The organism is Acinetobacter sp. YH01010, assembly GCF_013420775.1.
GTDB classification, from domain to species: domain Bacteria; phylum Pseudomonadota; class Gammaproteobacteria; order Pseudomonadales; family Moraxellaceae; genus Acinetobacter; species Acinetobacter amyesii.
The window spans coordinates 1-14,799 of record NZ_VOYF01000030.1; the positions used below are offsets into that span (position 1 = coordinate 1).

General features: G+C 44.2%; 11 protein-coding genes and 1 pseudogene. 8 read left to right on the plus strand and 4 right to left on the minus strand.

Annotated elements, in window-relative coordinates; all coding sequences use genetic code 11:
• Positions 1-108: zinc ribbon domain-containing protein (locus FTT77_RS16025; RefSeq protein ID WP_179994364.1), on the plus strand; the 108-nt coding region annotated here is incomplete at its 5' end.
• A 100-nt stretch (positions 109-208) separates the two neighbouring features.
• Here the strand turns inward: FTT77_RS16025 and ppc are convergent.
• Positions 209-2,893, minus strand: a complete 2,685-nt coding sequence (gene ppc, locus FTT77_RS16030; RefSeq protein WP_180066874.1) for a phosphoenolpyruvate carboxylase — start codon at positions 2,891-2,893, stop codon at positions 209-211.
• A gap of 153 nt (positions 2,894-3,046) precedes the next feature.
• Positions 3,047-3,670, minus strand: coding sequence for a TetR/AcrR family transcriptional regulator (locus FTT77_RS16035; protein ID WP_143221706.1), 624 nt, complete (start codon positions 3,668-3,670; stop codon positions 3,047-3,049).
• Positions 3,671-3,821: 151 nt separating this feature from the next.
• On the opposite strand from FTT77_RS16035, the gene FTT77_RS16040 reads away from it, so the two are divergent.
• The 4 genes from FTT77_RS16040 (at position 3,822) to dnaJ (ending at position 9,801) form a co-directional block, all read left to right on the plus strand.
• On the plus strand, positions 3,822-4,928 hold the full coding sequence (locus tag FTT77_RS16040; protein ID WP_180109555.1) for an efflux RND transporter periplasmic adaptor subunit: 1,107 nt from the start codon (positions 3,822-3,824) through the stop codon (positions 4,926-4,928).
• A complete protein-coding gene (locus FTT77_RS16045; RefSeq protein WP_180109554.1) occupies positions 4,928-8,065 on the plus strand; it encodes an efflux RND transporter permease subunit in 3,138 nt (1,045 codons plus the stop codon). Before FTT77_RS16040 ends, FTT77_RS16045 begins: the two co-directional genes overlap by 1 nt.
• Positions 8,066-8,198: 133 nt before the next feature.
• Complete coding sequence (locus FTT77_RS16050) at positions 8,199-8,576, plus strand: hypothetical protein (protein WP_078194105.1); 378 nt, start codon at positions 8,199-8,201, stop codon at positions 8,574-8,576.
• 106 nt (positions 8,577-8,682) lie between these two features.
• A complete protein-coding gene (gene dnaJ, locus FTT77_RS16055) occupies positions 8,683-9,801 on the plus strand; it encodes a molecular chaperone DnaJ (RefSeq protein ID WP_111885156.1) in 1,119 nt (372 codons plus the stop codon).
• Between the two features lie 84 nt (positions 9,802-9,885).
• Here the strand turns inward: dnaJ and FTT77_RS16060 are convergent, their stop codons facing one another.
• Complete coding sequence (locus tag FTT77_RS16060) at positions 9,886-11,529, minus strand: PglL family O-oligosaccharyltransferase (protein ID WP_180109553.1); 1,644 nt, start codon at positions 11,527-11,529, stop codon at positions 9,886-9,888.
• Between the two features lie 198 nt (positions 11,530-11,727).
• On the opposite strand from FTT77_RS16060, the gene dapB reads away from it, so the two are divergent.
• Both dapB and FTT77_RS16070 read left to right on the plus strand, forming a co-directional pair.
• The gene (gene dapB / locus FTT77_RS16065; protein WP_078194102.1) at positions 11,728-12,549 is read left to right on the plus strand and encodes a 4-hydroxy-tetrahydrodipicolinate reductase; all 822 of its coding nucleotides are present in this window, start codon (positions 11,728-11,730) and stop codon (positions 12,547-12,549) included.
• A gap of 58 nt (positions 12,550-12,607) precedes the next feature.
• The gene (locus tag FTT77_RS16070; protein WP_180109552.1) at positions 12,608-13,252 is read left to right on the plus strand and encodes an START domain-containing protein; all 645 of its coding nucleotides are present in this window, start codon (positions 12,608-12,610) and stop codon (positions 13,250-13,252) included.
• A 32-nt stretch (positions 13,253-13,284) separates the two neighbouring features.
• Here FTT77_RS16070 and FTT77_RS16075 read toward each other — a convergent pair whose 3' ends face one another.
• Positions 13,285-13,713, minus strand: coding sequence for a hypothetical protein (locus tag FTT77_RS16075; RefSeq protein WP_257224738.1), 429 nt, complete (start codon positions 13,711-13,713; stop codon positions 13,285-13,287).
• A gap of 107 nt (positions 13,714-13,820) precedes the next feature.
• On the opposite strand from FTT77_RS16075, the pseudogene FTT77_RS16080 reads away from it, so the two are divergent.
• Positions 13,821-14,677, plus strand: a pseudogene (locus FTT77_RS16080) (PLP-dependent aminotransferase family protein); the annotation flags it as partial.
• Between the last annotated feature and the right edge of the window lie 122 nt (positions 14,678-14,799).

A 14,799-nucleotide genomic window follows, 5' to 3' on the forward strand; every position in this document is an offset into this window, starting at 1 on the left:
TGGGAGTGCATGAGCTGTGGTACAGCTCATGATCGAGATATAAACTCAGCTCTAAACATTCTTGCGCTTGGGCATAAGCGTCTAGCTGTAGGAATCACCCTCTTTTAAGGGGGTGAGGATGTCAAATATTCCAAAATAAATTAAAACAAATATGACTGGTCAAAAAAAAAGCACACAGTTCTGTGTGCTTTTTGAAAACTTGGAAGATTTAGCCAGTGTTACGCAAACCTGCCGCAATACCCGCGATGCTAACCATCAACGCATGGTCGACTGGGGTATTTTCAGCTTGACGCTCGGCAAGGTATGCACGGCGGCGTTTCATCAGTTCGGCTTGTAGTAAATGTAGCGGCAATAAATAAGGCTTACGCACCTTCATGGATTGGTCAAGCACATCGTTACTGCTAAGTAATTTCGATTCACCTTTGAGTGCTAATAGCGTTTGTACCGCATCACGTAAACGCTGACGTAACTCTTCGCCCAACTGTTTGAGGTCTGCGTTATCTGTCAGATGAGACTCATAATATAGTGCCACATGGCCATCAGCCTTAGACAAGACCATTTCCAACATATCAATTAACGTTTGGAAATAAGGCCACTGTTGTAGCATTTCTTCTAAGGTTGCTTTTTGACCCTGATCAATCACCTGATTAATCGCAGCACCTGTACCGAGCCAAGCAGGTAGCATTAAACGAATTTGAGTCCATGCGAATACCCACGGAATCGCACGCAATGACTCAATTCCACCGCTGACTTTACGTTTGGCTGGGCGTGATCCGAGCGGTAACATTTGTAGTTCCAGTTCTGGCGTTACAGTCCGTAGGTATTTTACAAAATGCGGATTTTCACGCACGGTTTGACGATACACCTGTACCGACAGATCCGTCATGCTGTGCATGAGCTTGCGCCATTCCTGTTTCGGTTCAGGCGGTGGTAATAAGGTCGCTTCTAAGGTCGCTGCGGTGTAAATTTCCAGGTTTTGTAAGGCAATGCCTTCTAATCCAAACTTGAAGCGAATCATTTCCCCTTGTTCTGTGACACGAATCGCTCCTGAAATCGAACCCGGTGGCTGTGAAAACAGCGCTTGCTGTGTCGGCGCTCCACCACGGCTGATTGAACCGCCACGGCCATGGAATAATGTCAGTTGTACATCATGTTTTTTCGCAACCGCGGTTAATTCTTCCTGCGCACGATACTGTGCCCAGTTTGCCGACATAAAGCCCGCATCTTTGGCAGAGTCTGAATAGCCAATCATCACCTCATGTTTACCCTGAATATGCTGCTTATACCAATGCATATTGAATAGGGTATTCATGGTACGGGCGGCACCATCCAAATCTTTTAAAGTTTCAAACAGTGGCACAACGCGTAGCGCTTGTTTGATGCCCGCTTCTTTTTGCAGTAACAATACGGCCAAGACATCACTCGGATGCTCTGCCATGGAAATAATATAAGCCCCTAAACTTTCAGGTGGTTGCTCTGCCAAAGTCCGCATGGTTGCAAAGATTTCTTGTACATCCGGATGTTCAATCAGGCTTTGTTTTGGCTCATTTAAAAACTTCGGTAGCAATGGACGTTTGCTTTGCAGTTCCTGAATCAAGAAATTTTGACGGGCTTGCTCCGTCCATGTTTCAAAATTGCCTAAACCTAAATATTCAGTAATGGCAGAAATGGCTTGGCGATGACGAGTCGACTCCTGACGAATATCGAGTTTGAGTAATTCGATACCGAAACAATTCACCCGATGAATAAAGTCGAGTAACTGACCATTGGCAATTTCAGGTAAACCGCTGTCAATCAGTGAACGGTAGCAAACCAATAGTGGATCAAGCAGTTCATGGCGGCTTTTAATGACTTGGCTATCGTCCGCATCTTCACCACGGAGTTTTAGTGCCAACCAGTGACGAGTGGCTTTGAGGCGTTCCCGTGCATCACGTAGATATTCACGATACGGTTCAGGGTGGAAATGACCCAAGGCATCACTAAGCTCTTTGCTGCATTCTTGAATAGAGAGTTCCCAACGCAGGTCTTCGATATCGCGTAAATACAAGTCGGCAGCTTTCCAACGTGAAAGCCACAGCACTTCTTGAGTAATATTATGGGTGACGTTTGGGTTGCCATCACGGTCACCGCCCATCCAAGATGCAAAGCGCACAGGGGAAACATTTAAAGGCAACGTCTTGCCACAATGATCTTGAACCATGCCATCCAATTCACGCATGAATTTGGGTACAGCATTCCACAAGGTCTGTTCGATGGTTGTGAAACCCCATTTGGCTTCGTCGACAGGCGTCGGGCGATGTTGACGAATTTCATCTGTTTGCCATGCCGAGCAAATCAGTTGTTTTAAATCATCCAGTACGGCTTTGCGTTCGCGTGGCGTAAGTTTTTGTTGATCCATTTTAAACAGGCAATCATTAATCCCATCATATTTCTGGATCAAGGTACGGCGGCTGACTTCAGTTGGATGTGCAGTCAGGACCAGTTCAATTTTTAATTCACAGATTTGTTGGAACAGTTGTTCTGCACTGATGTTATTGCTTTTAAATTTTTCAAATAAATGATCCAGTGGATTCGGTGAGGGTGCCTGCTCATCAAACTCACTTTGGCGACGGCTACGCACAACATTGTACTGTTCGGCAATATTGGCAAAGTTGAGAAAGTGCGTAAATGCACGGGTCAGTGGCAGAATTTCTTCATCTTTTAAATTTAAAAATAATTGTTCTAACTGTTTTTCAGCTTCAACTTGTCCATCGCGCGCGCCTTTAGACAAAGCACGAATTTGCTCTACTTGATTAAACAAATCTTGTCCTGCATGCTGCTTTAGGGTTTCACCTAATAAATTGCCCAGTAAGCGCACGTCTTCACGTAATGGAGCATCAATTTGTTGAATCATTTGTTATTTCTCCGCGTATTCCTGTCTCGACTATACCCCGAAAGTGCTGTGGCAAAAGGGGGGTACAGACAAAAGTCGGATGACTTTTCTAGCTAAATGAGCAATAGCTATGCCATTTGTTTCAGTTTAGCCTTGAAATATTTCAGAAAATGCTTAGCTCTGTGTGCCGAGTTGATATTTCAGCATAAAGATGTCGATGGCAGAGTGAATAATGGCCTGTCGCTCTGCTGTTTCAGGTACTGGGCGCATGCCCAATAAGACTTCTTGATGGCGTAGTCCCATCAGTAGCGACACAATCAGTTCAGTTTGTCGGGCAGGATTATCCTGCTGAATGAAATTTAAAGCTGCTGCGTCTTGAAAGAAATTCTCCCAGACTTGGCGCATTTTCAAATGTGAGGCACGGAAAAACTGTTCCACCAAGGGACTGTGTTCGGCAGCCAACTCCAAAAGTAATAAGTCCAGTTTAATGGCTTCTGGCAAATTCATGATGTTCAGCCCCAACTCACAAATTTCTACGAAAGCCTGCATAAAATGACTTTCGCTGTGCAGATGTCGCGGGCGAGTATTTAAAATATATTCACAGGTATCTTCAATTGCACTGGTAAATAAAGTGGCTTTGTCCTGAAAATGGTTATAGACCGTCAGTTTGGTGACCCCTGCATGTTGGGCAATCTGATTCATGCTGCAACCGTGATAGCCCATTTCTAAAAATAATTGTTTTGCAGACTCTAAAATCCGTTGTCGTTTTTCTAAGTCTTTCGGGCGGCCGACATTCATTTGCTGAAAAAATTCCAAAAAAGGCGAAAAGGTCATTGATTTAGGATAATTAATCTAATTAATGTACCGCATGGTTTATTAATTAAAAAATAACCAAATTAATTGAATAATATTCTGCCCTAAAAAAGACTTTTTATTAAGAGCGAACTTCATGAGTACGATTAAGACCACAGTTGTCAGCATGATTATCGTTTGCAGTGTGACCTTATGGGGATGCAGCAAGGATAAAGCCCAAACGGAACAGGAAGTGCCATTTGTGATGGTGACTCAGCCGGGTGCCGCACATTTTGAACAAAAAAGTTATGCGGGTGATGTACAAGCACGCCAGCAAACAGCTTTAGCGTTTCGGGTTGGCGGTCAAATCACTGAGCGCTATGTCGATGTTGGAGACCAAGTCCGAGTCGGACAAGTCTTGGCAAAATTAGATGTCAAAGATGCACAGTTGCAACTGAATGCAGCACAAGCACAGCTTGAAAGTGCGCGTTCCGCTGCACAAATTGCTGAAGACGAATTAAAACGCTTTAAGCAATTATTGCCAGTCAATGCCGTGAGTCGTTCGCAGTACGATGCGGTGGAAAACCAATATAAAGCGGCACAGTCGAACTTAAAGCAAGCTCAATCAAATTATGATGTGAGTCGTAATCAGACCGGTTATAACCAATTAATTGCCAATAAAAATGGGGTCATTACTGAACGTAATATTGAGATTGGTCAAGTGATTGCAGCAGGACAACCAGCTTTTCAATTGGCGATAGCAGGTGAACGTGAAGTGGTCATTGGTGTGCCTGAACAAGCGGTTACTGAAATTAAAACAGGGCAGGATGCATGGGTTACCTTGTGGTCTAAACCACAGGAAAAATTTGCAGGCTATGTGCGTGAAATTAGTCCTGCAGCCGATCAGTCTCGTACATATAGTGTCAAAGTGGCATTACGTGAAGGCAATAGCGCCATTCAACTGGGGCAAAGTGCACGGGTATTTTTAACCAAAGCACAGCAGAATGTTTTGCATGTGCCGTTATCGAGTGTGTCTGCGAGTGGTCAGCAGGCATATGTGATGGTGGTCAATGCAGATAATACGGTACGTAAAGTTCCAGTAAGTTTAGGCGAATACGGACGTGACAGCGTGCCCGTACTCAGTGGTCTGCAAGCAGGGGATTTTGTGGTGGTTGGCGGCGTACATTTGCTCCGTGAAAAGCAAAAAATACAACCCGTTGATCGTGAAAATCGAGCGGTACACATTCAGACAGGAGTTAAATAATGCATTTTAACTTGTCTGAGTGGGCACTGAAAAATAAAGGCTTAATCCTTTATTTTATGATTCTACTGGGCATCGTTGGGATATTTTCTTATTCCAAATTGTCGCAGAGTGAAGACCCGCCATTTACCTTTAAAGTCATGGTGATTCAAACCTATTGGCCTGGTGCAACAGCCAAAGAAGTTTCGCTACAGGTCACCGATCGAATTGAAAAAGAACTGATGACCACGGGGCAGTATGAACGCATCATGGCGTATTCACGTCCGGGTGAATCCATGGTGACCTTTGTGGCCAAGGACAGTCTACGTTCGCTGCAAGTCCCCGATGTTTGGTACACCGTGCGTAAAAAGGTCAATGATATTCGCCATCAATTGCCATCTGGGGTGCAAGGTCCTTTCTTTAATGATGAGTTTGGTGACACCTTCGGTAATATCTATGTGCTCACCGGCAAAGACTTTGACTATGCCACCATGAAGGAATATGCCGACCGTTTACAGCTCCAGTTACAACGAGTCAAAGACGTTGCGAAAGTGGATTTAATTGGTTTGCAAGATCAAAAAGTTTGGATTGAAATTTCCAACACCAAAGCCACGCAAATGGGCATACCCGTGACGGCGATTCAACAAGCCTTGCAGCAGCAAAACACGGTTGCCAGTGCTGGCTTTTTTGAAACCAATTCAGACCGGATTCAAGTGCGTGTCAGCGGCAATTTACAAAACATTGATGAACTGCGTCAGATGCCCTTATTGGTGAATGGTCGAACGATTCAATTGGGTGATGTGGCAGATGTACATCGGGGCTTTAGTGATCCACCGCAGCCTCGTATGCGTTTTATGGGTGAAAATGGTTTAGGCATTGCCGTGTCGATGCGTAAAGGTGGCGACATTCTGGCTTTGGGTAAAAACCTTGAAACAGAATTTGCCCGCCTGCAAAAAACCTTGCCCCTGGGTATGGAACTAAAAAAAGTTTCTGATCAGCCTGTAGCCGTGAAGCGCAGCGTCAATGAGTTTATGAAAGTCCTCGCTGAGGCGGTGATTATCGTTCTGTTGGTGAGCTTCTTCTCCTTGGGTTTCCGTACAGGTCTTGTCGTTGCATTTTCCATTCCCTTGGTCTTGGCCATGACTTTTGCTGGCATGCAGATGTTTGATGTCGGGTTGCACAAGATTTCTTTGGGGGCCTTGATTCTCGCACTCGGTTTATTGGTGGATGATGCGATTATTGCTGTCGAAATGATGGCGATTAAAATGGAGCAGGGCTATAGCCGATTACAAGCCGCCGGACATGCATGGCGGACCACTGCATTTCCAATGCTGACAGGAACATTGATTACTGCGGCCGGCTTTTTGCCGATTGCCACAGCCGCATCGAGCACAGGCGAATATACCCGCTCGATTTTCCAAGTGGTCACTATTGCATTGGTGGTGTCATGGTTTGCAGCAGTACTGTTTGTTCCATATCTGGGGGATAAATTACTACCCGACTTCAACAAAGATTTGGTACAAAAAGCCCCATGGTATCAGCGCCTGTGGGCACGTTTGCGCAAACAACCTGAACCTCAGCCGATGGTGCATCATGCCGGCGAACATCATGATCCTTATCAGTCTCCGTTTTATCAACGTTTCCGTGGTTGGGTCGACACTTGTGTGACCTATCGCAAGACGGTGATTGCCGCGACGGTTGGCATTTTTGTGTTATCGATTTTAATGTTTAAAACCGTACCACAGCAGTTCTTCCCACCGTCAAACCGTGCTGAAATTTTAGTGGATTTAAAGCTTGAGGAAGGCGCCTCACTGAAGGCCACAGAAGCGGCCGTAAAAAAAGTCGAAGCGTTCTTGTCAAAAAAACAGGGCATTGATAATTTTGTGGCTTATGTGGGGACAGGTTCGCCGCGGTTTTATTTACCTCTAGATCAACAGCTACCTCAAGCCAGTTTTGCTCAGTTTGTGGTGTTGGCTTCATCTTTAGATGATCGCAATGAAATCCGTCAGTCATTAGCAGAAGAAATCCGTAAGCTCTTACCTGAAGTACGTACTCGCGTTTCACTTTTAGAAAATGGTCCACCCGTGGGTTATCCATTGCAGTTCCGCGTGTCAGGTGAAGATCTGAGCTTGGTGCGTGAGTGGGCACAACGGGTGTCTGCAAAAGTCAGTGAAAACCCGAACACCACCAATGTGCATTTGGATTGGGGTGAACCAAGCAAAGTCATTAAACTGGACATCGACCAAGATCGCGCACGTCAAATGGGGGTCTCCAGTCTAGATCTGTCCAATTTCCTGAATAGTTCAATCAGTGGTGCAGTGATTAATCAGTATCGTGAGAAACGAGAGCTGATTGAAATTCGGATGCGTGGTGATCAAGCCGAGCGATTGGATGTCGGTTCGCTCAGCAGTTTGGCTGTACCGACCAGCAATGGTGGTTCAGTGCCATTGGCGCAGATTGCGAAAATTGAGTATAGCTTTGAAGAAGGTTTGATTTGGCATCGTAACCGTTTACCGACCATTACTGTGCGCGCGGATATTCGCAGTAAATTGCAACCTGCAACGGTGGTGGGTGAGTTAAAAGATTCATTTGATCAGTTACGTGCAGAGATGCCGAATGGATATCTCCTCGAAGTAGGCGGTACTGTGGAAGAGTCAGCACGTGGTCAAACTTCTGTAAATGCGGGCATGCCATTATTCCTCGCAGTTGTCATGACTTTGTTGATGATTCAATTACGCAGCATGTCACGGGCGATGATCGTATTTTTAACTGCACCTTTGGGCATTATTGGCGTGGTGTTATTCCTGTTATTGTTCAATAAACCCTTTGGTTTTGTGGCAATGCTCGGCACGATTGCACTGTCAGGAATGATTATGCGCAATTCACTGATTTTGATTGATCAGATTGAACAAGATATTCAGTCTGGGGAGTCGGCTTGGGATGCGATTATCAATGCGACGGTACGTCGTTGCCGTCCAATTGTGCTGACTGCATTGGCCGCTGTATTGGCGATGATTCCACTTTCTCGCAGTATTTTCTTCGGTCCAATGGCCGTGGCGATTATGGGTGGATTGATCGTGGCGACCCTGCTGACCTTGTTCTTTTTACCTGCGTTATATGCACAGTGGTTTAAAGTGAAAAAAACTCAGCAGAATCCTTAAAAGTGCCATAATATTGGGTGCGAAATATTGAATTTTTCTCTATAGTAGCACCTGATCTACAAAGACATTTTTAAAAAGTAAAACAACCACAAGTGCAGCGCGGCATATTGTGGTGTACGGGGTTGAATCACAGATGACAGCAGAGAGTTTAGCTAAGTATCGCCGTTATGTTGCGATTTCTTATGTCTTCATGTTTTTCGCTTTATTTACCCTGATTAGTGGTGTATTTGCCTACGGCTTTGCACGCAAAGTGACTCAAATCGATTCTGCAGAAGTTTGGCTCCAAGCCCAAGCGCTTTGGGTCATGCGCACCGTCGTGATTTATTCCATGATGGCCATTTTTGCCGCACTGTGGTTTATTCCTTTATTTTTCTATTATTGGGACACCTATCTTTGGGTGACTGCATGCACGGTAATTGGTGTGGTCTTTGCTGCGATTGCCTTTTTGTATCTATTAAATGCATGGATCCAAGGTCTATCCAAATTCGTTAAAAATAAGGCTGTTTTCTAAGTCGATTTATTTTTTTCCTGCCTACCCCTTGAAAAAATGGTTTGATTCCCCAATTTCAGACCACAGTTAAGTATTAAATTAAATTCCGTGAGGAGCATCGCCAGACATGGCTAAACGTGATTATTATGAGGTTTTAGGTGTATCTAAAACCGCAAGTGATGATGAAATTAAAAAAGCCTACCGTAAGTTGGCGATGAAGTATCACCCTGACCGTAATCCAGATAACCCAGAAGCTGAAGAAAAATTCAAAGAAGCTGCAGAAGCATATGAAGTTTTATCGGACAGCGAAAAACGTAGTATGTATGACCGTATGGGACATCAAGCTTTTGAAGGCGGCATGGGCGGCGGCGGTGGCTTCGGTGGCGGTTTTAGCGCAGAAGATATCTTTAGTCAGTTTGGTGACATATTCGGTGGCGCATTTGGCGGTGGTGGCCGTGGTGGTCAGCAACGTGCACGCCGTGGTTCAGACTTACGCTATGTTATGGAGCTTACTCTTGAGGAAGCTGTGAAGGGCGTGAAAAAAACCATTACCTTTACTGCGCCAGCGCCATGTGATGCCTGTGATGGTAAAGGATCTAAAAATCCAAACGACGTTGAAACCTGTAAAACTTGTCATGGTGCAGGTCAAGTGCGTATGCAACAGGGCTTCTTCTCTGTGCAGCAAACCTGTAGCACCTGTCGTGGTCAAGGTAAAATTATTAAGAACCCATGTAATAAATGTCATGGTTCAGGGGTTTCTGACCGTCAGCAAACTTTAGAAGTGACCATTCCTGCAGGCGTGGATAATGGCGACCGCGTACGTTTAAGTGGCAAAGGCGAGGCGATCCGTGATGGCCAAGCAGGCGACTTATATGTAGAAGTGGTGGTACGTGAACACGAAATCTTCCAACGTGATGGCGCTGACCTATATATGGATGTGCCTGTAAGCATTGCAGATGCTGCATTGGGTAAAGAAATTCAAATTCCGACACTCGATGGTCGTGTGAGCTTGAAAGTACCTGAAGGGACTCAAACTGGTAAATTGTTCCGCTTACGTGGTAAAGGTGTGAAGCCTGTACGTACCAGCATGACCGGTGACTTACTCTGCCGTATCGTGGTGGAAACGCCTGTGAACTTAACGGCTCGTCAACGTGAATTGTTGAAAGAGTTACAAGACACGATGGATGGCGATGACAATAAATCATCTCCGAAGAAAAAATCATTCTTCGACCGTTTGTTTGATTAATTGAAATGATTTGCTTGAGTTCGCTGTGATGTGAACTCAGGTATAAAAAAGCCTGCATAATTGCAGGCTTTTTTATTGAGCGTTTTAAGGTTTCGGCTGTGCTGTAGGCGGTAATAAACTCTCATAGCTCATGTCGAGCCTATAGATATTTTTAAGACGCTGTAGCTGATGACGTGCTTCAGCCTCACGACCATTAAATGCCAATAAACGTGCATATTTAATGATGTGGTATTTCGCTGGATAGCTGCGAACCAATTTTTCAGTATCCTGAATGGTTTGTTCAGAAACGATGGAATATGGATTTAAACGAATAATCGCTACCCGATGTCTAAATTCCGTGAGTAAATAGATCGGCGCATGGTTGGTGATTTTCTCCGGTGTTTTTTCATATTTTGATGCCTGACCCAGCTGAATCGCTGCATTGGCATAATCGCGATAAATCACCGTAATCAGCACGGCGCCAATCACGAAAACAATGCGGATAAACCACGGAGACAGACTCAATGTAGCCGTCTCTGGCTTCGCTGCTTGAAGAATGCCGATAATAAAACCCGCAGGCAGTAAGAAGTATGCGTAGTTTTGCGGAAACTCCAACATGGCATGAATAACGAAGACACCGACCATCAATAGGCCAATCACAGATAATGCAGACTTGGCTAACTTCTGTAATTGGATGCCCCAATAAGCGAAATAGGCCAAGAACGGCACACCAATAATGGCGCCATTCCACAATAAGAAATCCAAAATAAAATTGTGTGAGCTACGAATCCATACAGGCCCTTGTACCGTGTCAGAGATCGAGACAAAAGCGCTACTGGTTTGATGCCAACCATAGCCAAACCAAGGCTGTGCAGCCACGGCATGCGCCATTTGTTGCCAAATGGCTAAACGAGACATATCGCCACCAGCACGTTTGACCACGTCACGACTTTCTTGAATATTCATGTCGGATATTTGGCTCATGATTTGACTTAATTTTGGCATCAATACAATCAGTGCCACAAAGCCCATAAACCAGGCCAAGCTGTAAAACCAGCGAAGACGGATATAATCTTTGTACTGTGCATAAGCCAAATAGACTAGGACACAGATACTTGCCACCCAAGAGGTGCGAGATTGGCTGAGCGCGACCCCAATTAAAATAGGAATTGCACAAGCGACCAAATAGCGGGTTTTAACTTTTTGCTGTTCATAAACATATAAGCAGGCTAACAAGGACATGAGCAGAAACGTGGCCATGTTATTTGGCTGAGCAAAGTTTGCAAATGGGCGCGTAGTTCCACTAATTTTCATCACAAAAGGAAGAAACGAGTCGAAATCTAACCACTGACATATTGCGATGAGCCCTGTCATAACCCCAGAAGCAACAAAGGTATAGCTTAGGTATAGGAATGTTTTTTCGCGTTTTTCTGTACCTTGCGAGAGACTAAAACCTAGATTGATACACAGCCAGAAGCTGAACACAAACAGCATACAGAGCAAGGCGATACTAAAATAATATACCTGCCCAAAAGCCAGTTGGATGAAGGGGATCAGCGCTAAGAGCAACAGGGGCAAGGAAATTTTTGCCACCATGAGCTTTTCTTTAAAGAACGTTGCCGCTAAAGCAAACAGGGCAAAGAAGGTATAAAGCTCACCGGTATACGTGGCCCAAGGTCGGTAATGAATCGGAATCAGCCATGCCAGTGCAATACAGACTGCCGCACAAAGATACAATAGGGTTTTCATGAATATTCAAGATCAATAGAACGCGCCTATCATACCGTGAAAATGCCTAAACTTGGTGAGGGAATAGTCAGCGTCTGTCGAAGAGCTTGATTTGCAAAAGTCCTTCGGAAAATGCAGGATTTTTTTGTTTGTAACTTAGCCTGCGCATGGAGTTTTGATATAGTAAGACCAATTTCGAATCAACATTAGGAAAATGTTATGTCAGCAGCTCCACGTATTGGTATCTTGGGCGCAGGCGGTCGTATGGGACGCATCTTAATTCAGGCGGTTCAGCAAGCTGGTTATCAATTGGCTGCTGCGGTAGAACGTCCTGAAAGTAGCTTGGTCGGTGCAGATGCCGGTGAACTTGCAGGGATTGGCGCGGTTGGCGTAAAGGTTGTCGGTAACCTAGCTGAAGTTTTAAAAGATTGTGATGTCGTAATCGACTTTACTGCACCTGCAGCAACGGCACAGCATCTTAAACTTTGCCGTGAAGCAGGCGTTGCGATTGTCATTGGTACCACAGGTATGAATGATGAGCAAAAAGCTTATCTCGATGAAACAGCTACAGAGACTCCAGTGGTCTATGCAGCGAACTATTCTGTCGGTGTAAACGTTTCAATCAAACTTCTTGAATTGGCATCAAAAGTGTTTGGCGATACTGTGGATATTGAAGTGATTGAAGCTCATCATCGTCATAAAGTTGATGCACCATCAGGTACAGCGCTAATGTGGGGCGAAGCCATTGCCGGTGCTTTAGGACGTGACTTAAAACAAGATGCTGTGTATTGCCGTGAAGGTCATACGGGTCCACGTGAACGTCAAACCATTGGCTTCCAAACGATTCGTGGTGGTGACATTGTTGGTGAACATACTGCGATGTTTATTGCGGATGGCGAACGTGTTGAAATTACCCATAAAGCGACCAACCGTATGAACTTTGCCTCTGGTGCAGTACGTGCAGCTGCATGGGTAGTCGGTCGTGAAGCACGTAAGTACGATATGAAAGATGTACTGGGTTTTAACGATATTGACGTATAAAAGCGCGTTAAAATCCGTTATAACAACAGCATAAAATTAAAATAAGACGATCAATGGAATGAAAAAAGTCATCTTTATGGCCTGTGCTGTCGCATTCACTGCGGCAGTACAAGCGAAAACTATGGATAATGCCAAACTCTCGATTAATAAAAATAATATTAAGGTTTGGACCTACCAAAATGCTCAAAATCCTGTCTTTCAATACAAAGCTGAAACCAGTTTTGATGTACCCATTGAAAAAGCGGTTTCCCTGATTTTAGATGTGGAAAATGCAGTGAATTGGGTCCCTTATATGGGCAGTGTCAAAGTCTTATCCCGCGATGACCAGAAAGGTGAATTCAGTTTATATATGGTGTTGGATTTTCCTTTTCCCTTAAAAGACCGTGATTTAGTGGTACAAGGCAAAATGCGTAAAGATGCACAGGGCATTATTAGCATCCAAAATAAAGCGGTGAAAAAAGGTTATCCGATCAATCCCAATTATGTACGCCTAACCGACTATGAGGGCGATTGGAGCTTCCAGCGTTTAGGCAATCAAAAAGTCAAAGTGTCGACCTATGGCTACGCCAATCCGGAAGGTTCCATTCCGCTCAGTTTCGTGAATATGTTCGTGCAGCAACAGCCTTATCAAATGCTACAAAAAATGAAAGTGCAGTTGGGTAAAAGCAAAACTGTTGCGACCTTTCCCGAAATTTTAAAATAAGCACCAGTAATGATTCAGTTCAATATGAACGATCAATGACTTTGCATCTCAGGCAGGCGAAATGCAGTCAACTGCTGCATGTGCTGTGCCTCAGGGAGTTCGATGCTGAGTAAAGCCTGTTCTGGAAATGGATGCGGATGTAACTTGATTTGAAATTGCCGCGCGATCATTTGTTCACAGGCAAAGCGAAGTTTGGCTTGCTGCGGCATAATATTCATGCCGTTTTCAGATTTGGCTTTATAGATATATAGCTGCTGATGTAACCCACCGCTGGTGATCGGTTGGATCTGCTCAAGTTCATATTGCGTCAGTTTTTGGGCACTCAAAAAGCCTTGAATTAAAGATTTACAGATAAAATTTTGCTGGCTTTGAGCTTGAGTGTGCTGATCGGGTTGGCACGCCATAAGCGTGAGTGTGCTGAAGATGATTAGACCTGCTCGAAACTGCGTGAAGTCATTCATTTAATTGTCCCCCTATCGTTATTTTTGAGATATCAACCTGATGCATTCAGCTTAAATCTGTTAACTTAATGGGTACAGATACAAAAATGATTAAAAAAAGGGTACAGATGGCTTTTCAATATCAGCAGCTTGCGCAGCAGTTGGCACAGAAAATTTATAGTGGTGAATTGGCCGCAGGGCAGCGTCTTTATGCGCTACGTCAATTTTCACAGCAGCATCAGATCAGTTTAAATACCGCGAAACGCTGCTATGAATTACTTGAAGCCAAAGGCCTCATTTATGTCAAAGAAAAGTCTGGTTATTTTGTACAATCCTCACAGAAAGCCCAGCAAATTGCCGTGCCGAATCATCCTGATTTTGATTCCCGACCTCGTGAAATTTCGAATTTAGAATTGCAAATTCAGATCCATGAAGCCTCTGCAAATAGTCGCCTGATTCATTTGGGTTCAATTCAGTTGTCCCCCCCAATTTTGTTGCTGTTGAAGCACTCAGACGTTCAATCCAAAGGGCATTAAAGCATTGTAAACCAGAAGATTTTTTATATAACAATCGGCAAGGTCATCCACAATTGCATGAAGCTTTGTCGGCACATTGGGCTGAAGATGGTTTTTACATGCCTAAGGATGATATTTTCATAAGCAATGGTTGTATGCCTGCTTTGTCAGTGATGTTGCAAAATCTGAGTGCGGAAGGGGAGAGTGTCATTGTCCCGACGCCGAACTATAACGGGCAATTGCAATTATTGGCTTTATTGAAGCGGAAAATTGTTGAAATTCCTGCCAATACGGAAGGTTTTGATTTAGATCGTTTAGAGCAGGCGATGCGGGATTCAGGCGCGAAAGTATGCTTATTGACTGCAAATTTTCAAAATCCTTTGGGTTTTTGTTTAAGTAATGAAGATAAGGAACGAATTGCACAACTCGCTGAAAAATATCAATGTTATGTGATTGAAGATGATATTTATCAAATGGAGCGTAAAACTCTGTCCTTCAGGTCAGAGATATAAGCGACACGACCTGAAGTGTCGTTTGATTTAACTAAGGACTATTTTCCTTGAGTTTTGATTGTTAATATAAGTACATGAAA